Source organism: Candidatus Dependentiae bacterium (genome assembly GCA_013821315.1).
Classification (GTDB): Bacteria; Babelota; Babeliae; order Babelales; family Babelaceae; genus JACDHA01.
In genome coordinates, this window is sequence record JACDHA010000017.1 from 1 (window position 1) to 23,387 (window position 23,387).

The following is a 23,387-nucleotide window of genomic DNA, read 5'->3' on the forward strand; positions in this document are numbered from 1 at the left end:
TCCTAAGCATTTAGTCCATCATAAATGTATTACTGAAGCTCAAGTAATACAACGCCTGGCTGATAGGTTTATGGAGAAAAAAAACAATAAATCTTTAAATAGTTGTACTGCTAAAGAAAAAGATAAGACTTTTACCTCCGTATATAAGGATCGTATTAATAGAATCGATTATTTAGTAGACCTACAGACTAGATTTAAGCGAAGGCCTAATTATAAACTAAGTGTTGAACAATATAAAGATGCTATGAATGATATAGATGACACTTTATTTGAGCATGTACATAGTGATGGTGAGGAATTTTTTGAGCTCATTACCACGTTAATTAAAGCAGTTGATAGCACATTGCCTGAGATTCGTGCTTTTAATCACAGCTTATTAATCTCAATGATAGATCAAAATAAAGTACCTGTAGTAAAGCACTTGCTTGAGGCCGGTATTGCTTGTACTCTACTACATCTTAATCATGCAGTAAGCTATAAAAACTTTGAGATGGTTAGTTGCCTACTTAATTATAACAACGAAGTTATTCCTCAATATTTAGCTCGTAATAAGCTTGTAATTGAAGCTCAAAAAAGGCTAACTGTGGTTGCTAAGAGTAGCCAGATAAAAAATGACGTGTCCTTAACTCAAGTTAAAGACCATGAGTGCCAAAATAGCAGTGAAGATATAAAGCAAGATATAGTGTATTTAAATCAACCTGATGAAGAAGGCCGTTTAAGAGCGTTAAGAAGTGCACTTAACAATAACCCTGGGTATAAATTAGATGATAAAGCTTATAAGCAAGCTCTTCGGGATATAGAGATAGCTGTAATTAATGATAGACGTTTGGCTCGTGATAGAGATTTTGATACTTTGATTGCAGAAATAGTTAAAGCAGGTGATGCCACATTACCTGAAGTTCGTGTCTATAATACAAAATTTCTATGGTTTATAATAAGAAATCACAAAACAGACATATTAAAGTTTTTGCTTGAGTTAGATACTGTTGCTCCTAGTACTTGTTATAGCTGGGCTGTCGATAATAATAATCTTGAGGCTATTGGGTATCTCTTTAATCATTGTGTAGCTATTCCTTATCATCTAGTTCACCATGCTCTTATAGATAAAGCTCAAAGACAAAGAAATATCTGTAAAAATAACCAAATTAAAGAGAACAATTGTCAAAAGATTGATGAAGGTATAAAACAAAATACAGTTTATTTAAAGGTAATAAATGGTAAACCTAATCCAGAGAGCCGTTTAGAAGCGCTTAGAACTAGACTTAACCAAAACCCACAGTGTAGATTAGATGCTAAAGAGTATGAGCAAGCTTATAATGACACAGATAAAGCTTTACTTAACCGCAAAATCCTAGACAATGACTTTCATGAGCAGTTTTTTAATGATACAGATAAAGCTTTACTTAAGCGTAAGTATGCGGATTATGACAGCGATTTTGATTCTTTAATTGTAGATATAATTAAAGCAGGTGATACTACATTATCAAAAGTTTGCTCGATTAATACACAGTTCTTAAGGTCTGCGATAGATGCGCAAAGATTAGGTATAATAAAGGCTGTGCTTGAAGTAGGCACTGATTGTCCTAGAGAACATCTTCTCTTTGCAGCGAAAGAAAGTAAAGATCCCGAGATTGTAGACTGTCTACATAGAGCTTGTGGCATTAATGTTATAACTGAATCTCAATATAGGCAAAGTATACTTGATAAGTATAATGAGAAGCTAAACGACAGAGCTTTAAGTAACCCTACAGGTAATTACAGAGATGATGAAAGAAAAGATAGTGCTTATCCAAAGCTTGTTAATGACACTGAAAAAGCTAAAGGGCAAGAGTCACTGCATTCGGCTGCAGTGAGAGATGACAATGTTGAAAGCAAAAACCATTTAACAAAAATAAAAGCTGTGCTGGGTCGAAGCTCTAAACAGAAGCTAAGCTTTAATGATTATATGCGGGCAATTAAGTACTTAGTTGAACAGAAAGATGAAACAGATGAATATAAAGATGGCGCTGCTGATTTTATCACAAAGTTACTTCAAGCAGTTGATGGTACATTGCCCGCAGTTCATAGTCTTAATGCACAACTCTTAAGCTCTGCAATAAACTCTAAAAAGATATACTTAGTAAAGCCGATGCTTGAAGCAGGTGCTAATTGTAATATACAACATCATATTTGGGGGCTTCCTCTTGAGTGTGCAGTGAAGGCTGGTGATCTTAAGCTTGTTTGCTATCTGCTTGTTTATGATGCAGTTATACCTCCACATTTAGCCTCGAATGAATATGTAATTCAAGCGCAAAAAGTGCTTACTAAAATTATTAGTACTAATAAATATGTTGCTCTGTACTATATTACAAATCTTAGTAAAAAAACGACCAAAGCTAGACCTATTTCAGCTACAGAGTGTAGAGCTAAAGAGTCTATGAAAAGAAAGCTTATTATTGATGTAGAAAAAGCTTTATCTTGAATGTCGTTAACTAGCAGATGATTTTATTGAGTTTATGTGTGACAAAATGTGTAATGTGCTATTACAGACAGCTTTACTGTTAGGACAAGTTAAATCTGTGTACCATCGTGGTGCATTGTTCCTATAAAATACAAAATAATAAGCGTTTTTTTAAGGCCAAAAACACCCCAAAAATGCTGCAATTACTTTTAGGCCTCTAAGTAGATTTACTAGAATTTAATTTAACTATGTCAACTAAAACTTCGGGTGCTATTTTTTAATGTAGTAACTACCATTAACAATAAAACAAAAAAGGATCTTATGAAATTGTGCTTATATACCCTCATGTTAAGTGTATCTGTTTTGTCTCCACTGTATAGCGCACACTGGGATGATGAAGGTGAGGATCGCTATATTGAGTATAATAACAGACAAAGTCGCTTAGCAGCAGTAAAAAATATATTTAGTCATAATCCTCAGCACAGGCTATTGGGTAAGGATTATAAACAGGCCTTGGATGATCTATTTTCAACTGAGGGTTGGGCTTATAAACAAGAAATTTGTAATTTAATCAAAAATATAATTAAAGCAAGTGATAGTTCCTTGACTGAAGTTCGTGCATATAACACCTATTTCTTAAAAGTGGCAGTGCTCTGGAGAAATTTACCTTTAGTAGAACTTTTGCTTAAATTAGGTACTGATTGTAATGTGCTTTATGAAAAGCGGCAGTCTCCTCTTGACCTTGCAGTGGGGAATAAAAACCTTGCGCTTGTTGGCTGCTTACTTGCATATGGAGCAATTATACCTGAGCATTTAGCTGGCGATAAGTGTATAATTGAAGCTCAAAAAATACAAAATATGGTTATTAAGGCTGTTCGAAGCGATGACACTGTAACTTTAAGTAATCTTTTAAAAAAAGACATCTATATAAACAATGAAGTTAAAGAATACATGTATCAAAAACTTATTAAAGCTATAGAGCAAGATTCAATTGAAGATTTAAGGTTTTTAATTAGAGGTGGTTTTAGCCTATCTGTTTGTGATAAAATAGGTAATACACTGTTGCATACAGCTTTACAACTAGGAAGTGTAAAATGTGTACAGTATCTTGTTGCATTTTTACACATAAAATACAGAGCAATAAACAGTTTTTTAAATAAGGTAAATAAAGTTGGTTTAACACCAATTGGTATAGCTGTAAACAGCCCAAAAATGCTACAATTACTTTTAGGTCTCCAAGCGGATTTGCCCGAGATTGATTTAGCTATACCTGCTAAAAGCAGATGTACTATTTCTTAAGTCTGTTTGTTGTTTATTTAGGTTATGCTGTAAATAACCCAGACATACTACAGTTGTTGTGGGATTTAGGCACTATAACCTAAGTGTTCTTACATTACAATAGTTCCCCTATATAAGAGCTAAATGTATTATCTCTTAAAAAGAATTCTATCTAAACTAAACATAGCAAATTAATTACATACCAATTAAAAGGATTTTATATGAAACTATTTTCTTCTCTTTTAGCCTTAAGCTTTCTTGTGGTGCCTTTAGCTTACGGCATGAACACTACTAAACCACTATTACATGACATCGATCAAATATTCTTAAAATATGTAACTGATATAGAGGCTGCTTGTAATGGCACTATGAATGGCACTATGGCGGGTATAGGATTTTGTGTAAGAGACTTTATCTCTAATAATCAGAATGCTATTGATGCCCAAGATCACGGGGGATTTACACGTTTACATTATGCTGTATTTTTACGTAATATTGAAATAATTCGGTTACTACTTGATGCTGGTGCTAATGCTAATATTGAAAGTACAATGAGACAAACACCCTTGCTTTTCTTTTATACTTGTCTGGTAAAGGGTTCTCATGTTACTTCTACAAGAGCTCACATAAAGAGTAATAGAGAAATAGTAAACTTACTACTTTCTCATACAACTAGTCTAAATAAACAGGATGCTGAGGGTGGTACTCTTTTGTCATATGCGCTAAAGACAAGTTATGATAACGATGTTCAAGGCGATATTTTTTACTCAGTATTAAAGGCAATGCATGAGGAGAATGCTAAAAAAGATCCGCTTTTATTACATGAAACAAGGACAAATTGTGAGCAGGAGATTGAGCAGTTACTTTTTGCTGGTGCCGCTGCTATTCCTGTAAATTTATTGGATGATCCCCTACTTATGAAAGCTCAGCAGCGTCAAGGATCACTTCTACAAGCTATCCAAGATAATGATAGTAATACTATTGCTGCTCTTTTAAAACAAGGTGCTTATCAAAACCAGACTGTTACGAATTTTTTACAGCAACAACTATTTCAAATCGTAGAGCAAGACGATGTTGAAGCATTGCGGGATTATATTTTGAATGGGTTTACTCTTTTTGTGCTTGATAGAGCAGGTAACAATATAGTCCATAGGGCTGTACAATCTAAGAGTATACAAGTTATTTGTTATCTAAGTGCACTTCTACATAAAGTAGGTAAGTTAAATAATTTTCTGCTTAAAAAGAATAAAGCAGGAGTTGCCCCAATAGATTTAGCTATAATTGATCAAGATATAGTAAAATTATTTTTAGGTATTGCTAAAGATTTACCTGCAAGTAAAAGCTGGTGCACTATTTCTTAAGTTTAACAGCTTGATCTAAATTACTATAAAAAGAGAGTGCACAAGCACTCTCTTTTTTATACTTATTTTCTTAAAATATAGTTTTCCATACGGACAGGTTTTTCTGCTGTTGCTAAAGATACTAACGTTATATTGATTAAGCTTTAAGCTTATTCGATTCGTTAAATTTTATGATGGACAAGAGATAAATGGTTGAATCGAAGGATTTATTGCTTCAAGAAATCTCGTTAAATTATCTAAGCTAGGAACATGTTTGCCTTGCTCATATTGAGCATAATCATTAATTGACTTTGTGTTTAATAAAGCTGCAACTTGTTCGAGAGTTAAGCCATGTTTTTGCCGTTGTCTTTTGAGCATTAAAGCAACTAGCTTTTTAGACTCTTCTGATGAAATAAATACTATATTACCAGATAGTGTCACATGTGCGTTAAAATTGACGTCGTCTACCAAAAGCTCAATAGCATCTTTAACCATTTCTGGTATCTCTTCTTTTGTTTCTGCTTGTACCATAAGGTCAAGGATAGGTATAGTGCATAACCAAAACTGATCTTTTCTGCTCTTGCAAACTTTTCCTGCTACTCTCATAGTTATCCCTTTACTGATCTTTGAGCTGTTTTTAAGATTTTTTTGGCTAAAAGTTCGTTGATCTCTGGATGACGTGGAACGGCTTCTTCATGATCACCATTAGTCCAAATATCGTGCTTAGATCCGTTTCTCTTGAGCCGCCATCCTAATTTAGACAGCTCTCGTTCTAAATCTCTTTTTTTCATCAGTATAACCCAGTAGATGCACTAGCCTTTATTGTTTAATTTACATGTATTTATGTAAAAAGTCAAGACTCAAGACTTTCGATGGAATAGTATATTGTTATTCATTTGTCATAGTGTATCTCTTTTTTATTTTCTTAAAATATAGTTTTCCATGCGTACGGGCTTTTCTGCTGTTGCTAAAGATACTAACGTTATAATAGTTAAGCTTATGATAAAGCCTGGAAGTAGTGGCATAAAAGAGAATCCTAAGTGTGGCCAAATTATACCTATAAGGCCTCCCGTGAGCATGCCTGCAAAAGCACCTTCTTTAGTTACATGAGAGCCATAAAGAGCTGATATTACCACTGGAGCAAAAGCTAAACCTAGTCCAGACCACGCATAGCTTACTAAATCGTTAACTGCGCTTGTGTTATTGTAGCTTATAGCATAAGAAAGCACTGGTATAGCCATAACACAGCTACGAATAAGCCATAATGAGCCCTGAGGACTTAATGGCTTGGTAAATAAACGTTTAAATAAATCTTCTGATACTATGGAAGCAGCGGCAAGTATTTGTGCTGTCATAACAGACATAGTAGCTGCTAAAATAGCGCACAGTATAAAACCAGCAAATAGTGGATGGAACAAGCTTTTAACCATTTCTACAAACACTAATTCTCGATTAGCAAGTGCCGTAGGGAAAAAGACTATACCTACTAGGCCAACCCAGGTTGCAGCAGCAAGCACTAAAATTTGCCAAGTGATACCAATATATTTTGCTTTAGCAATCTTTTCTGGATCTTTTATACCCATAAAATTAATTAAAATATGAGGTGAGCCAAAATAACCAAGGCCCCAACCCATAACTATAGACAAAATGGTGCCAAGCGTAGCCCATGAGTAATCTGGTATTAAGCTTAATGAAATATTGGGATAGGAGTATGCTGCAGCTTCAACTACTTTGCTATAGGTAACGCCACCTAAATGGGAACTTGCTACAAAGGGCACTACAACAATCATGCCAAGCAAGAAAAAACCACGAAACATATCGCTCCATGCAGCAGCAATAAAGCCGCCTATAAGAATATTGGCTACGACAAGTGCAATGCTTAAACCAATGCCTACGTTATAGTGGAGCCCGAAAGTAGATTCAAATAAACGTCCAAGACCAATAAGCTCAGCTGCTATGTAAAAACATAAAAACCATAAAGAGAAAAATACGGTAAGTAATCGTAATTTGCCGGTTATGTCAGCAAAGCGACGCTCGAAAAATGAAGCAAGCGTTAAGCTTTGGTATTTTTCAGTAGCTCTACGCAGTCGCGGTGCTATAAAATGCCAGTTTAAAAACATAAAGAGGACAAGGCCAATAGCTACCCATACATTAAAAATACCAAGGCCATAAATAAGACCAGGATAACCCATAAAGAGCCAATCACTCATGTCGCTTGCTTGTGCGGCAATAGCTGTTACCCAATAATTAACCGAGCGATCGCCCATTATAAAGGAATTTGCGTTGCTGTTTTTGCGATAAAAATAAATACTTAAGCCCAGAAAAAAAGCAAAGTAAGAGATAAATGCGACTAAAAAATAACCGTTCATTTGAGATGCCTTAGGTAATAGTAGTTATATATTTTAAATAGTTAACAAAAATGTAGCCTAGCAGTACTGGTAAAAGCAATATTTTTATTAAACAACGTTCTACTATGCAAGCGGTGTTAAAATAAGCATTAAAGCTACAATAAACGCATAGATAACACAGGTATCTATAAACGCTTGTGCAAATAAGCTGGTGCGAGAAAGTGATGCATAGTTGTTTAAATTAAGAATTATTTGTTCTCCTGCAGCTCGTGCTGTACGCCCAGAGCTTATTCCCGCACCAAGCGTTCCTAAAGCCATTGCTAAAGCTGCTGCTAGATAAATAATACCTGCTTGTGTAGAAAGAGGCTGTCTAGCTACAGTTACCAACCAAAAGGCTATAACGCCACTAAATAATATCGGCGTTTCAATAATAGCTTGGCTAATAACTGTAAAAGAAAGAATTTTTGAGTAGCCTTGTTTGTTAAGTCCCACATTCAAGCAAGCATTTTGAGTAAAAATGCCGCTCCCAATAAGAGGCCCAATACTTCCTAAACCAACACAAAGGCCACTTGCAAGAAAAGTAAGACCTTGACCAAGCGTAGTTATAGAATCAAGCTGGGCCCGTATAACAAAAGCTAAAACAAAACCAAATATAAGTGGTGTCTGAATAAGCGATTGCAACAATAAAATAAGATTGGTTATTTTTCTGCCTATAAAAGGCTGCCGAGCAATAGATAACAGGCCGCTACGGGCAGGAAGTGCTGATACTATACCAATAACAAAGCCCGGTAACGCAAGCGCAAAGCCGATGCCTAATTCAGCTAAAGCAGCATACTGATTGGTTGGCGTTTTAAAAAAAAGCAAGATAGCAAATACAAGGCCTAGCAGAGCAGCTGTTTCTGTAAGAGCGAGCGCTATAAGTGTTGTTCTATTAATGTCGCTTTTAACTGCAGGTTGCCTGTTAATAGCTTGAAAAGCGCTTATACTGAGCATGCCTTGCCCAATACTTACTCCAAGCCCCGTAAGAGCTGTAATGGCGGCTATAACTAAAAAGTGTATAAGCATTAAAGCAGAAAACATGATTATTCCTCTTTTTGAGCTGCCATAGCAATGTTAGTTAGAGTTAATATGGTAAATACAAATGCTTGTAAGAATCCTTCAAAAAATATAAAAAATCCCGTAAGCAGTAAATTAATACCAAGACCAGTTGTTATTGTGTTAAGAATAATGCTATTGCCTAATGCATAGGAATAAAGTGTGGTAATAATAGCGCCACCAAAAATATTACCAAAAAGACGTAGAGAAAGTGATATTATAGTTGAAAGTTCACCCAAAATTTTAAGAGGTAACAGAGCAATGCCTGCTAACAAGTTTACTGGGAGCATAACATCAAAGGGTAAAAAATACTCAGAAAGGAAAGCTTTAAGACCATGCATTTTAATTATTTCTTTTTGGGTAAATAAAAATGCTACAATACCTAAAGCAAAAGTAGTATTAATATTTTTAGTGGGCTCTTCGATTGTTGGTAGTAATGCAATCCAGTTACAAGAAACTATAAAAATAAAAAGAGAGCCGACAAATAAATAGTATCGCTCAACAAAAGTGCCTACTGATTGTTCAACAAGATCTATTAATGTTGCAGCTGCTTGTTTGACTATAAAGCCACCTGTGCTAGCAGGCCTTTGTAAAAAAAAGTAGGCGATACAACTCAGTAGTGTTAAAGCTCCTAGAGCTATCCAGGTATGTATGATGGTATGTGAATCAAGAGCAGAAAGAGGTGTGGTAATACCCAAAAATGATAAGGGATACCATGCATGTTCTTGTTCTAGAAGATTGACGCCTTCCATGTATGTTCTTTCAGTACGTTATACAACTATAGTATGTTTTTTTAAGTAAGCGCGTATTTTAGTAAAGTAAGCCATAGAGTTATAACAAAGCTTATAACAAGCAGTATAAAAGGTATTAAGCCGAAGTGCAACAGATTATAAGCATAAACAGCAAGTGCAAGCATAATGGCCATACGAATCGGGCCATACAATGGCTGAATATAAGAAGGGGCTTTCCCTTGTTGTAACACAAGAGAAAGCCCATATATATATCCTGTAATACTTGCTAGAAGAAGAAGTACTAAGTAAGGCATAGTCTAAAGCTTATTAAAACTTTTTAATGCCTTTATAGCGCCAGTAGCTATTAATAATAGATTGAGATCCTGCTATAACCACAAGGCCATGGCGTTCATCAACCGATTTTTTAGCTAAATCAAACGCTTCTTCAAATGATTTGCAAGCACGAGCTTTAACTTTCATACTTTTAACATCGTTGGTAACTTTTTCAATGTCCCATGATGTTTCTTCTTTATTGCCAGGTAATGCTTCTTCTAGAGGGCAGATAAGCAACTGGCCAGAGGTTTTCTTAAAGAAGTAACGTACTAACTTTAAAAACTCTTCGTTATGCATAGTATCTTTTGCTGCACCAACTATAATAGTAAGACCTTTTAAAGGACGTTGGTAATGCAACAGACGAATACCAAGCAATAGATTTTTAAATGCATCTATATTGCGTGCACCATCAAGTAATACTGAAGGTTTTTCTTTATCAAGCAATTGAAATCTTCCAGGAAGTTCATTGGCTTGCTCTTTCCAAAATTGGTCCAATGTCTTTTTAGGATGCAATTCAGCTTGACGTTTTGCTTGTATAGTAGGACGGCCACGTTGCCCTTTTTGTTTGCTTAGTAAGCTATCTTCCATTATGGTAGCATTTTTATTGCTTATTTTTTCTACAAACATTTGAGCAAGACGTTCTGCTAATGCTGCACAACGACCATGAAGTTGTTCAAAAGGGTAAGGTAACGCTGCCAATTTACGTATAGGCATTGCCCAATTACCACCTTGAGTTTCAGTAATTTCGCTCATGCTTTGTAGATGAGTTTTACTTTGATCTCCAGAAACAATCCACGTATCTTTTTTAACGATACCCATCATGTCTTTGATAACTTCAGAAAGTTCAACATCGCTTACTAGAACATTAGAAGGAGTAACACGAGTTATGGTTGCTACTTTAGCGGTGCAAATATTAACGGGACTAAAGGTACCGCCTTCGCTTGCTTCAAGTACTGCTACATCAACGCCTTGTTCTGCAAAATAAACTAAAGCCATCATAGAAAGGATTTCTTGACTATGAGCTTTGATATTAAGTTGTTCAGCCATATTAATTACTTCATTGCCAACTTCTGAAAAAGTTTTATTTGAAATAGTTTCATGGTTAATAGCAAGACGTTCATTATAAGTCAAAATATGAGGAGAATAATAAGTACCTACTTTAAGGCCTTCTTCTCTGAGCAATTTTGCTGTTAAGTGAATAGTTAAACTTTTACCGTTAGTTCCACCAACAATAATTGTTTGTAACTTTTGGGAAGGTGATCCAAACGCTTGGTCTAATTGTTTCATACGGTCTAAAGTTTTAGTACCAGTATTAACTGACCAATGCTTATCAAGATACTCAACGATCTCGTTATAATTACGTTGTTTACCCGTTGGGGTATCTTTAGCCGAGGGCTGTCTTCTAATATCCATCATTTTATTTCCATTCGCCAAAATAAAGGTTATTTTATTCTGTTTGTATAAATATTTTACATAATATGCTTAGGTTATAAAGCATAACCTATTATTTTAATTATGTCAAAATATAAATTCATATAACCGCTACATGATTTAAAATTGACAAAAGATTAAAAAAATTTGTAGCCAATGGGTAATTCGTGGACAACTCTTGACGCAATTAAAAAAAATATGAGTACACTGGTGTAAACCTAAAGTACTCTAGTAGCTACATATCTGTAATAGAAAGAAATAGTATGACAAGAAAAGTAACCGGTTTTACTCTTATTGAACTTATGATAGTGGTGGCTATTATTGCGGTTCTTTCGGTATTGGCCGTTCCTGGGTTGATGAAATCTTTGGCTAAGGCCAAACGTGCTGAAGCCTATATTAATCTAGGATCACTTGCTATGGCACAAAAAGCTTATTTTGCTGAGCACGGCGTCTATAGCTCTAATCTAGCAGATGAAGTAGGGTGGAAGCCTGAAGGCTCATTTAATTACACGTATGGTTTTAGTGGCAGTGAAGGTAAGAATAACTTTGTGGGTAAACTCAAAACGCCAGCATCAGAACTTAAAAGTTCAAATATTACACCTGATGGATTTGTAGCAAGTGCTGCAGGAGATATCGATGGCGACGGTGTAGCAGATGTTATATCCATAGATCATAATAATACTATTACTATTGTGCAAGATGATTTAAAATAACGTATATTTTTTATTTAGTTTTTTATAATTAGACGCGAGAATATTTATGAATCCAAGAATACCTGATTATCCTATAAATCCCTTATTTATTAAACGTTGGTCACCGCGTGCTATGTCGGGTGAGTTGTTAACCACTAAAGAAATTATGTCGCTTTTTGAAGCTGCTCGTTGGGCGCCCTCTTCTTATAATAATCAGCCATGGCGCTTTTTATATGCCAAAAAGCATACAGCAAACTGGGACCTTTTTTTCAATTTGCTTGTTCCTGCAAACCAGGAATGGGCTAAAAGTGGCGCAGTGCTTATAGTACTTGTATCGCATAATGCTTTTGAATTTAATAATAAGCCATCGCGTACTCATTCATTTGATGCTGGATCGGCTTGTGAAAATTTGGCACTCCAAGGTGCTGACATGAATTTAGTGGTGCATGCAATGGAAGGTTTTGATTATGATAAAGCACGCCAAGTGCTTGCTATTCCTAGTGACTATACCGTTGAAGCTATGATAGTAGTGGGAAAACCCGGTGCTCTAGAAGTTCTTTCAGAAAAACTGCAAGAAAAAGAAGTGCCATCAACCCGAAAAACAGTTGATGAAATTGCTTGTGAGGGGGTTTTTCAAGATAGTTTAAAGTAATTTACAGCAGAAAATCTTGTTTTGGTTTGTTGAAATGCACATTATTTTTATAGTAGAGAAAGCTTTGTTGCTCCCTCTACTATAAATTTTGTACTAAGTTTACTGAATTGAGCAACTACTCATGCCAACCGTGAAATTGGTTACATTATAACGTTTTATGAGTTCTTGCTTCACTTCGTTACCGAAGCTGTCAAGTATATTGTTAAGATATTCTTTATTGCTAGCTAGTGAATTACCACCAAGCAGCTGAGCCGCAAAATCTAGATTGTCAGCAGGTATTTGATTAGATATACCTCGACAGAGTTTTGGTTTTGCAATAGAAACATCGTTAAGAAATTTAAGAAACAGCAATTGTTCCAGTGTTATCGTTTTGTTTTCTACGTAGTCTGTTATTGTAGTATGTAAGCAATCTATATTCCATATACGTACTTGGTTATCTTGGCTTGTAGTGGCTAGTTGTTTATACTCGCTATCAAAGGAAGCTGAATAAACATCTTGATCGTGATCAACCAACGCTACTAATTTCCACCGATTGCCGCCTATTCTTTTCCAGATCTCAAGATTTTTTGGATTACTTACATTGATTACTGCTATAAAGGGCATAGTAATATCAGTATCTGCTACCATCATGGTGTCTATAGTTTGGCCGTAATAGAGCTGCCAAGTAGAATTAATGCTATTAAGATAGAGTTTTTGCAAGTGGAAAAAAACTATTTTATTCTTATTATTGATTGTTTCATAAACACTGCTTTTGCCATAATTTGTTAGGTGTATTGTAGTATGTTTTGGTTTTGTATAAAAGGTTTGTGCTGGTTCAATTGCAATAGTAGTTAAAGGTCCTCTAAAATCAGTTTGATCGCTTAAAGTCCAACTATTACCCTCTTTTTTCCATATTTGGCAAGGAGCAGTAGTTAGAGCATCTATATTTTGAAGAACAAGAGTAACATTATTATCAAATTTTACTCCACTGATGCTAGAGTAATGTGTACGAATGCTAGCAGTTGGTTCTTTTAAACTAAATTGTTGTTTTGGAGTAAAAGGAAAAGGATGTTGCAGAAGAATTTTTTTTATAATAACTTGCTCTATATCACGAGGCATATCTTTTGCATTAGGAATGCCATAGTAATCAAACAAACTTGCTTGAGCACCTAAAGTAGAAAATAAAAGAGCCAGTAGTAGAGGCTTAAAACTAAAAGTATTATTCATGAAGTTTCCAATAAATTATTGTTAATATTCTTATATATATCTTTAATAGTAATTTATAGTTTAAATTTGTGCAAATGGCCAAACTATTCATAGCAAAAATACCTAATCTAAAAATCTATTCTAACTTATAAGTATAAGCAGTTCTCTTAAGGTTTGCTCAAACGGAAGAACTTGTATATTGCCATGGTATTCCTTGTGTTTTCCAAGATATATTAAATAGAGTGTAGCTTCAGGATATTCTTCACCAAAATAGGTAAGTCCTTTAAGTGCTTTAGTGTTAATAGAAGATGATCGTTTAATCTCAAAAGCGTGAAAGCCTTTAGGTCCATAGATAATAAAGTCTACTTCGTCTCCGGCTAAAGTTCTCCAAAAGTGTATTTTATACCCAAGGTTATAGTAATCATTAAGTGCAAGTAATGATTGTAGGAACAGAGTTTCAAGAGCTACACCTTCAGCTTCTTCAGGTGAATCTAAAAGTCCCCTTGGTCTTATTGCTCTATACACTCCAGCATCAAAAAAATAAAACTTTTGATGGGCTACCGTTTTTCTTTTTGCTCTTAAACTAAATGATGATATGCGTATGCTGAGCAATAAATCTTCTAGTATATCAAAATAATTTGCAACTAAGAGCCTGTTAAGGGAGAGCTCACGTGCAATTTCGGAAAAGTTTAATAGTTGCCCTTGAGAAAAGCTTGCAGCTTCTAAAAATCGAGTAAAGGCGCCTATATTTCTAGTAAGACCTTCTTGTAAAACTTCTTCTTTAATGTAGGTCTGCACATAGCTTTCAAGATATTTTTTTGGGCTACTATGACCAACTGCAGCTGGTAGCAAACCATATAAAATTGCATGTTCAAGAGTAAACTCTTGTGCTATCTCTTGAATAACTAAAGGATGCATATGGTATCTTAAGGCTCGACCTGCAAGCAGATTAACACGAGCTCTTCTAAGGCTACGGGCACTTGAACCAGTCAGTAAAAATTTTAATTTTTTATGTTCAATAAGGCGATGTACTTCGTTAAGTAGTTCAGGAATACGTTGGACTTCATCTATTATAATCCATCCGGTATAACCTTTTGGTATTAGATTTTCTAGTTTATGTGGATTAGCTACAAGCGAGCTATAAAGTGAAAAATCTAATAAATCCAAGTAAAGTTGATTTGGCAAATGAGATCTAATCCACGAAGTTTTACCAGTGCCACGGGGACCAAAAAGAAATATACTATTATTTTCTTCAAGTGGTAGCGTCAAAATTCTATTAAATATCATCTATTTCTCCTAAATGTGATGGTGGTAACATCAAATTTATAGAAAATATGATGCTTGCGCAATCATTTTTAAGAAAATATTAAATTTTTTAGTTAAATAACGAGTAACATGAAACTATAGTTTAGCTTATGCCTTTTATAGTATTTTTAAATTAAAGTTATTGTATGGAGCAGGAACTGTTTTTAGAATTTGAGGTATTACTAATTTTATATTGGTTTATAAGGGTTTGTGTTACCTTGTTGCCAAAGCTTGAAAGTAGTGCTGAAAGATATTGAGCATTATCTTTTTGTGAATTATTATCAAATAAGTGAGCTAGAGCAGGTAAAGGTACACTTTTATTTACAGCATAAGTATCGTTTACAAGTTTAAGAAATAGTAATTGCTCAAGTGTTAGGGTTTGATTAGGCATATAACTATCTATAGAATCCTCAAAACACTTTGTATCATAAATGTAGACAGCATTGTCAGCACTTGCTGTAGCTAATTGTTTGTACTCATTGTCAAAAGATGCTGAATATACTTTATCTGTATGTTTAATCTGTGCTATTTGTTTCCAGGTAGTGCCTACATTTTTCCAGATTTCTACATTTGTTGGATCTGCAGAGTTGATCAAGGCTATAAATAAAATGCTTTTAGTATCTACCGGAAAAAATGTTTCAAATGCAGGCCTAACAGATAATGTGTCAAGTTCAGGTCTAATAGATAAAGGACATATTTGCCATGATTTATTATCTTTTTTGAGCTGTACTTGAACAAAATCTGATAAAGGTACCTTTATATTTTTATAAGCGGTAGTTGAAAAATCGTAGGGAGTTGTAGAAGTTAGCCTTTTTGTTTTTAACGAAATTTCACTGAACCAGGTTGTTGGTTTAGTTTCGATAATATTTATATCGGCATTCATATGTAAGTTTTGGCTTAGACTCCATTTGGAAAAAGTATCTTTTTTCCACGTTTGGCATAAACCATTAGAATTAGTATTAGAAAAAGCACTTATAGAGTTAGTAATAATAGTATTGTCATTAACAAATCCTACGCCCCAAGGTTCTGTATAATTTACTTGGAAGCTAGCAGTTGGTTGAGATATCTCAGGTATAAAAGGAAATGGGTTTTGTTGAAGAAATGTTTGTGTTATAAGCGTTTTGATATCTTCAGGTAAAGTTTGTGCGTTAGGTATGCCATAATAGTCAAATAGGTTTGCTTGAGCTAAAAAACTACAAAATAGTATAAGCAAAGTGAAACTAGGTTTAAAATGAGAAGTAAAAGTCATGTATTTCCAACGTTAAGAGGTTATAATAATATCTTAATTGTACGCTAAAAGCCTTGTTTAGCAAAGGGTTAAAAGCTTTTAAGATATTTAGATAACCAGCATATACAAGTGTCCAAAGTAATTTAAGCACAAGAGTATACTAATAAAGAAAGAGGCTGTGTATAAGGCTTTCTTTAAGTTCAGCCCTGAAAGTTTCTGCTAGTATTGGTAGGTATTAAATACTATCATCATGTCACTTGCTAAGTAATTGAGCAGCTAAATGTAGAGAAATCAAATTAACTATTTAGTTTCGCGAAATAGAGTAGAGAATGCTCGTGCTCTAGAAAGAAAAAAGAGAAAGTTTGTGCAAGTATAAGCAATATGCTAAAGCGCCGAGGCAAAGCCAAGGGCCAAAGGCAATCTGAGTATTTTCTACTTTACTGCCGCGCCAGAGCAAATAGATGCCCAGGCATGAGCCAAGTATGGAACCTATAAATAATGCTACCCATGCTCCGGTAATGCCCGTAAAAGCACCTATTAAAGCTAGTAAATCAAAATCCCCTTCACCCATACCTTGTTTGTTTTTCCATAGATAAAATAAGCGGGCGATGCTCCATAAAATGGTAAAACCGAAAATGCTTCCCAAGAAGCTTTGTAGTATTGTTAATGGCAGTAAATGCCAGTAACTAAGAATATAAGCAACAGGAATAAGCGCTAGAGTTGTAAAGCGTGAGATAAGCATAGTTTCAGCATCAGTTCTTATAATTATAAGTAGAGCGGTAAAAAAGATGCTATAGCCAACCCAATACTGAGGATCGACTAGTGCGACAAGAGCGGTAAAAGAACATGCGGTAAGAAGTTCAATGAGTGGATAAAGTGAGGAAATAGGCTGTTTACAGGTGCGACATGAGCCACGTAGTATAAGCCAGGAGAATACAGGGATAAGGTCATACCACGCTAGAGTTGTTTTACAATGCGGACAAAATGAGCGTGGTCGCACTATGCTTAGGTCTTTAATAAGCCTATAGCCTACAACATTAAGAAAGGAGCCAAAAAGCAAGAAAAAGATAAAAATAGTAATGTAAAACAGTGCTATGATTTATCCTCTTTTTGCTCGTTGTCTACTAGATTTTTTTCTTGCTCTTGTATGTCTGATAATATCTGATCCATACGTAACTCTTTTTCAAATTGAGCATCGTATTTAAAGACTAACTCAGGAGCATACCGAGATTGTATGGTAGCTGCTAAAGCTTTGCGCAGCGATGGTTTATACAAAATTAAAACGCCAAGAAGCTCTTGAAAAGCATCTTCACCTTTATCTGTGTAAAAGAACACATAACAGGTACCTTTATCAGGAGACAGTTTTACTCTGTTGATAGTCAGACCTTGGAGCCGTGTATCATCCATCGCTGTTTTCATAAAGAGCTGTGAGATCTCGCGAACAAGAAGAGACTCTTTTTGAGCTCTTTTGATAGCGCTGAGTGAGGAGTTATTGAGTGCCATTAAGACTTCTGGCCTGCAAGGCGAATCCAGTTTTGCTTGATAGCGCGCATAAGACGTTTACGACGTTTTTGCGTTGGTGGCTCGTAGTAAACAATGCGTTTCATGTCGCGTACTACGCCTTCACGTTCAATTTTTTTCTTGAGTTGTTTGAGCGCGCGCTCAACATTGTCGTTAACGTTAATAGATATGTTGGCTTTTTTCATAGCTGTTCGTGTATCCTTTCTGGGTAATTATTCTACTATAAGTTAACTTTATTCTAAGTATACGTGTTTTTACTAAAATTGTCTAGGCCTAAAGTCTCGTACTACAAGACTTTAGGCTCTATAAATAAACTATAGTTAAAAATGTTAATAAACAAAAGTAAGTGTGCCTAGTGCAATTGTAGCGCGATAAGTATTTCGTTGTCTAACGGGTATTTGTAGTAAAAATCCTGCTGAAAGATTATCAGAAAGATCATAATTAAAGCCTACGCTTACCATTTGAGATTCCCATTCACTTTTGCATTCAGCTTCATCTATCAAGAAGCCTTCACCTGGTTGATAGATGCGAGTACCTGTTGTTTCATTAAGAATACTATAATCAGGGCTATAAATAGAATCGCTAGGAATAAATGAGCGGCATACTTTTATTCTGTCAGGAGCATGTTTAATGATCTCATATTCAGCCCATACTGATAAATTAGGCAAAAAATGATAAGCATGCATGCCTATATTACCATTCCACGTGGTGCCTGGTCTTAAATTAATATCAGCCGTATAGGGGTAAATACCACTTTCTTTACTGTTAGTTGGCAAAGAGTAGTTGCAATAGTCTTGGCTAAAAAAGTGTGTAAAGCCGCCTGCAAAGCTTAAGTCTATAGTATCTAAGAAGTCTAAAGTAAATCCTCCTTGAGCACTTACACTTGCGTGACCGTTATTGCTCGCTGGAACTGCAAATGGTTTACGGGTGCTTACACGTTTATCCATAGGTATGCCAACGCCAACTTCTGCAAAAGGCATAAGTAACAAGCGTGGATAGATATCACTCTCTTCGTTGATAACAAAAATTTGGCGCCAGTAGGTGCTTAAGCGTAGATCTTCTACGCTAAATTGGTGATAATTACAAAAATCAAGATTGAGTATTTCTGCAATCTGGTCACGCTGATGCATAATATTGCTGATAACAAACTCTTTACAAGCACAATCATAAGAACGGCAACATGTTTGATTAGCGCATGGTGTGAAAGGTTGAAATTCTACCGCACATTCTGTGGTAGTTATAGCACCACATGCTGGTGATCCGGGGACAACTTCGTTTGACACAAAGGGTGGTGTTATGCCTGGCTGCATCACTGGTGCCGGAGTGGCTGTTACTTGTTCTGAGCTAATGCCAGGATTATTAGCAGGAAAAGCTACACCAAGTGCTTGTCCTGTGAGATCGTTAAATGCGCGCACTGTTTGACGTACATCGACTAAACCAACTTGTGCTTTAAGCCCGATTGCATAAAAACAACGGTCAACAAGCAATAGTTCGCTTTCTAACCGTACGCCATATTTTTTATAATAAAGAGGAACCGAAAAAAAACCAAATTCTTGATTAGAATCTGAATAGTTAGGTTTTGTAATATTGTTAAAACAGTTTTGATCAGTGTTTGCTAAATCATCTATAGCAGCTGTTAAACCAGAAAAGCCCATAACAGGAATACTATTAAAACGAGCGCGGCTTGCAGGGTCATAAAAAAGACCAAGCATATTAAAACGACCATTAATATCGCCAAGCTGTATAACTTGTCTTTCTTGGTTGCGTGCTCTACGGGCTGATTGCTTAAAGCCGCTTACACTAAATCTAAATCTACTCAATGGATAAGCGTAATTAAACCGTTGAAGCTGCGCTTTTTGTTTGGTTGCTAAAAAAGCGTAAGGGTACACACTGCTATATAAAGGGTAAGGATCATTACGTATCCAGTTGCTAAATCCTAAGAGTGGGATATAAGCGGACACTGCAACTAGTGCAATCAAGGCGCTTATAGATCGTTTTGATACCATTACTCTCCTTAAGGTAAATTAATCTTGGCCAGAGAGTCTTGAAGTTTTAAGTACTTTCAAGACTCAGAATCTTTTTGATATCTTATACCATTGATTGGCCGCAGACGTCAAATTATCTTAATGCAGAGATAACTCCCGAGAAGGCAACACCAAAAATAAGTACCGCGGTTATAAGGCCAAGCCCAACAATTGCTTTTTGTCCTGCTGATAAACGGTTAGGTTTAATTATAAGCGTGAGCATAGAAGCTGCAAAGGCAAATACAATAAGCAAAGAAACGAGGTTGAAAAAGAGCCCCATGCTATCAATTGCTATAAAATTTAAAAATATAAAGGTACCTAAAGCAATAACTATTATTTTAAAACTGTTAGGTGAATGGGCAAAGTTGCGTAATGTTTTATTATGCAAAAATTTAGAAAAAGAAAGTATCAAAGAACTTACTGAGTAATGCATAGACTGTAATACACCAAGCAGCGCTGTTAAAATAGCTATACCAATAGCGTTACCAAGCCATGAATACTGAGGAAATTTTTCTATAAGCGCTTGTGCAACGGATGTAGTACTTGTCGGGAAAAAGTTGCTTGGTATAGAAAGTAAAATAGAGCTTATAAACGCCAAATAAATACCGCCTACTACAACAATAGACCCTACAAGCGCTTTAGGCACATTGCGTTGAGGATTCTGTACAATATTAAAAAGTGATGCAGCAGATTCAAAACCAAAAAAAGCAAAAATAGCAGTAGACGTTGCACTCAGTACTGAGCTAAAGCCTTGAGGCATAAAGGGTGTTAGATTGCTTGTATCAGCATTAAAAAAACCAAGTAATGTTGTGCTCAGCAAAGCAAATAAAGTGCAGCCTAGTAAGACAAACTGTCCTACTTGCATAAATCTTACACCGCTTACATTAAGTAAGGTAATCAAGGCTATAAGTCCTGTACCCAAAAAAGTAGTACTAATGCTTGGTATATAGACATGCAAATAATTGGCAGCCATTTTAGCAATAAGTCCCATGGCTATACTTACGCCCAGTGCATAAGAACTTGCAGCAATAACGCCAACCGTGTGGCCGCCCCATTGTTTGGCATAGGTGTAAAAAGAACCTTCTTGAGGGTACCGTTCAGCAAGCCATGAAAGTGAAAGTGCCATGCATAGTACAGCAACAATAACAAAAGCATAGGTAAGTATACCTGCAGGACCAACTGTATGAGCAAGGTTGGCCGGTGTAGTAAATATGCCAGCACCGATCATAGCATTCATACTAATAACAGTTGCAGTTAGTAGGCCTATTTTGGGTTGATTTTTAGTTTGCATGGGTGTCTTTCGGATAGTTGTAGAGTTATGCTATACTTATAAATACTTAAAAAATTATCTATTTTACTAAGCGTATAACTAAAGAGTGTAAAATGTATTGTGTATATTATCAAGCACATGTAGAAAAAAAAGAGGCATGGTTTTTTGTAGCAGTGCTGCGTAGTTACGAACATTTAGTGTTTGACAGAACCTATGATAAAGCAGAAAGTATATTTGAGTTTTTTGTTCCTGAGCATAACGAAATAGAATTTGTAAAGCTTATGCATTACTTTATAAAGCAAAACACTATTACTTACTTTGAACATTTACCACATCGCTTATTAACACCAGGTGAAACTGTTTAGTTAGACAAGTCTTTCTAAATAAATACCACGTTTACGCGCGCATTCTTGAGCTGTAAGCTGCTTATTGTTTTTTAAAGTTGTATAATTCGCTCCCGCTCTTACAAGTAATTGAGCGCAGTCTGTTAATCGCTCATGACTTAGTTCAAGATTTTCAAGTAATTGTATAAGCGGTGTATTGCCATAGTTGTCTTGTATATCTACACGAGCTCCTGCTTTTAGCAGTACCGTAAGAGCTTTATCGCGCCCGCTACTTGCAGCACTGTGGAGTGCTGTGATTTTTGTCGTATATGATTGTGTATCGACTAGTGCTCCCAGGTCAAGTAATAATTTTAACGTGCTTATGCGATTTTTTTGTGCTGCATTCATAAGCGGCGTTATTCCCCATCCATCTTGTGTATTAGGGCTAGCTCCAGCAGATAAGAATGCTTGCATAAGTTTTTTATCTGCCCAAGCAGCTGCTGCTACAAAAGGGTTTGCTTTGCCTGCAGGTGCTACCTGATAAGCATTGTGAGAGAGGAATAAATAGGTAAGCTCTTTGATTTTGGTGTTATTATAATTTAAGCCACAACAAAGCAGGCACTCAAATGCAAGATGACCATTATGGGGAAGCTTATTGGGATTTAATCCGTAAGCAAGCAACAGTTCTATAATGGCCAGAGTGTCGCCGGGTCTGTCTGCTGTTTGGCTATTAACAGCTTCGTTTAAAAAATTGTATATATCAGCGTCTTCAACGCAGACATTGGCACCATTTAAAAGCAATAAAAGTACAAGCTCAGCATTGTTAGTGCGTATTGCAATACGCAATGGCACTATGCCTTCAAACTCGATATTAGGGTCTGCTCCATCTTCAAGCAAAGCAATAACTTGTTCTCTGTTAAAGGGATCTAAAGCATCAAAAATCAGTGGTTTTTGTAGTGTTATTAGGTCCATAAAAATAACCCTTCTTTTTGAGCAAGGTCGTAAGCAGATTCACCGGAGTTGTTTTTTGTTAATGGTGTAGCATCAAATTCTAGTAATATATCTATAGCTTGCAAAACTGAAGCTTTACTGTCTTCAGGTGAACATGATTCTGCGTCATATTTTTTTATTACAAAGATCAACGGAGTATCACCATTATAATCTTGTATTTGAGTATCAGCCCCATGTTCCAGCAGCGCTCTAATATGTTCAGTAGTAATGTCCCAGTCAACGTCTTCTAGTGCTTCATAGAGGGGTGTTTGGCCATTGCTATCTTTACTATCAATATGAGCACCCAACTGCATAAGGAGCTCTATAAGTTCGGTGTTTTTTGTTCGCGCAGCTTCATGTAAAGGTGTTCTTTCTTCATGATCTTTTGCATTAATTGTTCCTCCTAGTGCATGATATCGTTCTATAAATACTCTATTGTTAGCTCTTACAGCTATATGTAGAGGACTTGCGATATAGGGGTACTCAATTTCGGTAAGACCGTAAAAAAGCAACAAATCTAAAAGTGTAATGTCTCCTGAGGCAGCTGCAATAAGTGCAGCCGTTTCAAGCTCTTCATCGGTATTGTTTTGGGCTTGAGCATGTACATCAGCGCCATGGACAAGCAATGCTTTAGCCATACGCTTATTTGTGTCAGCAATACTTGGATTTTGGTAAACGGTTTTTAGATCGTAAATACTTGAACTGCCACGTTTTAATGCTGCCAGTAAGGGTGTAGGTACACCTTGAATTCTATTAGGTCTATAGTTAGGATTAGCGCCATAAAAAAGGAGTAGTTCTACAATAGCAGCATGACCTTTGTAAATTGCTCGCAATAATACTGTTTCACATTCAGCAACACCAGAGTTTTGAATACTATTTTGTAAAATAAAAAAATTAGCGTCAGCCCCATAAATCAGTAGTTGTTCTACGTATTCAGCACTCCCAGCTGATACAGCTCTCATAAGAGCGCTCGTATGAACACAAATAAGGTTAGGGTTTGCTCCATGCATAAGGAGTAACGTAACAATAGCTGTTTGGCTATTACTGCACGCAGCCATTAAAGGCGTAGAGTTATACCACTCGTAATTAGGGTCAAAACCTGCCTGTAGCAGTTTTTCAACTAAGGGTATATTGCCCTTAATACAGGCTTTCATTAAAAGAGCATTATTGTTCAATAGGTTTTCATCAGCAGATTATACAA

The 23,387-nt window shown here is 35.8% G+C and carries 23 protein-coding genes; 6 read left to right on the forward strand and 17 right to left on the reverse strand.

Annotation, left to right across the window (positions count from 1 at the left end; genetic code table 11):
• The 3 genes from H0X48_04620 to H0X48_04630 all read left to right on the forward strand — a co-directional run.
• A partial coding sequence (locus H0X48_04620; protein MBA3954573.1) for a hypothetical protein occupies nucleotides 1-2,461 on the forward strand: 2,461 nt, incomplete at its 5' end.
• A 300-nt stretch (nucleotides 2,462-2,761) separates the two neighbouring features.
• Complete coding sequence (locus H0X48_04625) at nucleotides 2,762-3,739, forward strand: ankyrin repeat domain-containing protein (protein ID MBA3954574.1); 978 nt, start codon at nucleotides 2,762-2,764, stop codon at nucleotides 3,737-3,739.
• A 200-nt stretch (nucleotides 3,740-3,939) separates the two neighbouring features.
• Nucleotides 3,940-5,079, forward strand: coding sequence for a hypothetical protein (locus H0X48_04630; protein ID MBA3954575.1), 1,140 nt, complete (start codon nucleotides 3,940-3,942; stop codon nucleotides 5,077-5,079).
• Between the two features lie 168 nt (nucleotides 5,080-5,247).
• Here the strand turns inward: H0X48_04630 and H0X48_04635 are convergent, their stop codons facing one another.
• The 7 genes from H0X48_04635 to H0X48_04665 form a co-directional block, all read right to left on the reverse strand.
• Nucleotides 5,248-5,664, reverse strand: coding sequence for a helix-turn-helix transcriptional regulator (locus H0X48_04635; GenBank protein ID MBA3954576.1), 417 nt, complete (start codon nucleotides 5,662-5,664; stop codon nucleotides 5,248-5,250).
• 2 nt (nucleotides 5,665-5,666) lie between these two features.
• The gene (locus H0X48_04640) at nucleotides 5,667-5,849 is read right to left on the reverse strand and encodes a type II toxin-antitoxin system HicA family toxin (GenBank protein ID MBA3954577.1); all 183 of its coding nucleotides are present in this window, start codon (nucleotides 5,847-5,849) and stop codon (nucleotides 5,667-5,669) included.
• 126 nt (nucleotides 5,850-5,975) lie between these two features.
• Complete coding sequence (locus tag H0X48_04645; protein MBA3954578.1) at nucleotides 5,976-7,427, reverse strand: sodium/proline symporter; 1,452 nt, start codon at nucleotides 7,425-7,427, stop codon at nucleotides 5,976-5,978.
• A gap of 102 nt (nucleotides 7,428-7,529) precedes the next feature.
• Complete coding sequence (locus H0X48_04650) at nucleotides 7,530-8,486, reverse strand: hypothetical protein (GenBank protein ID MBA3954579.1); 957 nt, start codon at nucleotides 8,484-8,486, stop codon at nucleotides 7,530-7,532.
• A 2-nt stretch (nucleotides 8,487-8,488) separates the two neighbouring features.
• Nucleotides 8,489-9,253 carry a F0F1 ATP synthase subunit A gene (locus H0X48_04655; GenBank protein MBA3954580.1) on the reverse strand — a complete coding sequence of 255 codons (765 nt, stop codon included), beginning with the start codon at nucleotides 9,251-9,253 and terminating at the stop codon, nucleotides 8,489-8,491.
• A gap of 41 nt (nucleotides 9,254-9,294) precedes the next feature.
• Entirely contained in the window at nucleotides 9,295-9,546 is a 252-nt protein-coding gene (locus H0X48_04660; GenBank protein ID MBA3954581.1) for a hypothetical protein, read from the reverse strand.
• 13 nt (nucleotides 9,547-9,559) lie between these two features.
• Nucleotides 9,560-10,981 carry a hypothetical protein gene (locus H0X48_04665; protein MBA3954582.1) on the reverse strand — a complete coding sequence of 474 codons (1,422 nt, stop codon included), beginning with the start codon at nucleotides 10,979-10,981 and terminating at the stop codon, nucleotides 9,560-9,562.
• A gap of 278 nt (nucleotides 10,982-11,259) precedes the next feature.
• Here H0X48_04665 and H0X48_04670 point away from each other — a divergent pair, with 278 nt between their 5' ends.
• Nucleotides 11,260-11,709 (forward strand): prepilin-type N-terminal cleavage/methylation domain-containing protein, encoded by a 450-nt coding sequence (locus tag H0X48_04670; protein ID MBA3954583.1) that lies wholly within the window; start codon nucleotides 11,260-11,262, stop codon nucleotides 11,707-11,709.
• Between the two features lie 46 nt (nucleotides 11,710-11,755).
• A complete protein-coding gene (locus H0X48_04675; GenBank protein MBA3954584.1) occupies nucleotides 11,756-12,340 on the forward strand; it encodes a nitroreductase family protein in 585 nt (194 codons plus the stop codon).
• A gap of 99 nt (nucleotides 12,341-12,439) precedes the next feature.
• Here the strand turns inward: H0X48_04675 and H0X48_04680 are convergent, their stop codons facing one another.
• The 8 genes from H0X48_04680 to H0X48_04715 all read right to left on the reverse strand — a co-directional run bounded on the left by H0X48_04680 (nucleotide 12,440) and on the right by H0X48_04715 (nucleotide 20,894).
• The gene (locus H0X48_04680; protein ID MBA3954585.1) at nucleotides 12,440-13,546 is read right to left on the reverse strand and encodes a hypothetical protein; all 1,107 of its coding nucleotides are present in this window, start codon (nucleotides 13,544-13,546) and stop codon (nucleotides 12,440-12,442) included.
• Between the two features lie 120 nt (nucleotides 13,547-13,666).
• Entirely contained in the window at nucleotides 13,667-14,809 is a 1,143-nt protein-coding gene (locus tag H0X48_04685; protein MBA3954586.1) for an ATP-binding protein, read from the reverse strand.
• Between the two features lie 160 nt (nucleotides 14,810-14,969).
• Nucleotides 14,970-16,079, reverse strand: coding sequence for a hypothetical protein (locus H0X48_04690; protein ID MBA3954587.1), 1,110 nt, complete (start codon nucleotides 16,077-16,079; stop codon nucleotides 14,970-14,972).
• 319 nt (nucleotides 16,080-16,398) lie between these two features.
• Nucleotides 16,399-17,118 (reverse strand): prepilin peptidase, encoded by a 720-nt coding sequence (locus H0X48_04695; GenBank protein MBA3954588.1) that lies wholly within the window; start codon nucleotides 17,116-17,118, stop codon nucleotides 16,399-16,401.
• 32 nt (nucleotides 17,119-17,150) lie between these two features.
• Complete coding sequence (locus H0X48_04700; GenBank protein ID MBA3954589.1) at nucleotides 17,151-17,561, reverse strand: ribosome-binding factor A; 411 nt, start codon at nucleotides 17,559-17,561, stop codon at nucleotides 17,151-17,153.
• The gene (gene rpsU / locus H0X48_04705; protein ID MBA3954590.1) at nucleotides 17,561-17,764 is read right to left on the reverse strand and encodes a 30S ribosomal protein S21; all 204 of its coding nucleotides are present in this window, start codon (nucleotides 17,762-17,764) and stop codon (nucleotides 17,561-17,563) included. The genes H0X48_04700 and rpsU overlap by 1 nt, the downstream gene beginning before the upstream one ends.
• A gap of 144 nt (nucleotides 17,765-17,908) precedes the next feature.
• Nucleotides 17,909-19,585 carry a hypothetical protein gene (locus tag H0X48_04710; protein MBA3954591.1) on the reverse strand — a complete coding sequence of 559 codons (1,677 nt, stop codon included), beginning with the start codon at nucleotides 19,583-19,585 and terminating at the stop codon, nucleotides 17,909-17,911.
• Nucleotides 19,586-19,697: 112 nt separating this feature from the next.
• Nucleotides 19,698-20,894, reverse strand: a complete 1,197-nt coding sequence (locus tag H0X48_04715; GenBank protein ID MBA3954592.1) for an amino acid permease — start codon at nucleotides 20,892-20,894, stop codon at nucleotides 19,698-19,700.
• A gap of 92 nt (nucleotides 20,895-20,986) precedes the next feature.
• Between H0X48_04715 and H0X48_04720 the strand changes: the two genes are divergently transcribed.
• Entirely contained in the window at nucleotides 20,987-21,238 is a 252-nt protein-coding gene (locus H0X48_04720; protein ID MBA3954593.1) for a hypothetical protein, read from the forward strand.
• On the opposite strand, the gene H0X48_04725 is transcribed toward H0X48_04720, so the two are convergent.
• Together H0X48_04725 and H0X48_04730 are read right to left on the reverse strand one after the other, a co-directional pair.
• Entirely contained in the window at nucleotides 21,239-22,168 is a 930-nt protein-coding gene (locus tag H0X48_04725; protein MBA3954594.1) for an ankyrin repeat domain-containing protein, read from the reverse strand.
• The gene (locus H0X48_04730; GenBank protein ID MBA3954595.1) at nucleotides 22,159-23,340 is read right to left on the reverse strand and encodes an ankyrin repeat domain-containing protein; all 1,182 of its coding nucleotides are present in this window, start codon (nucleotides 23,338-23,340) and stop codon (nucleotides 22,159-22,161) included. The genes H0X48_04725 and H0X48_04730 overlap by 10 nt, the downstream gene beginning before the upstream one ends.
• Nucleotides 23,341-23,387 lie beyond the last annotated feature (47 nt).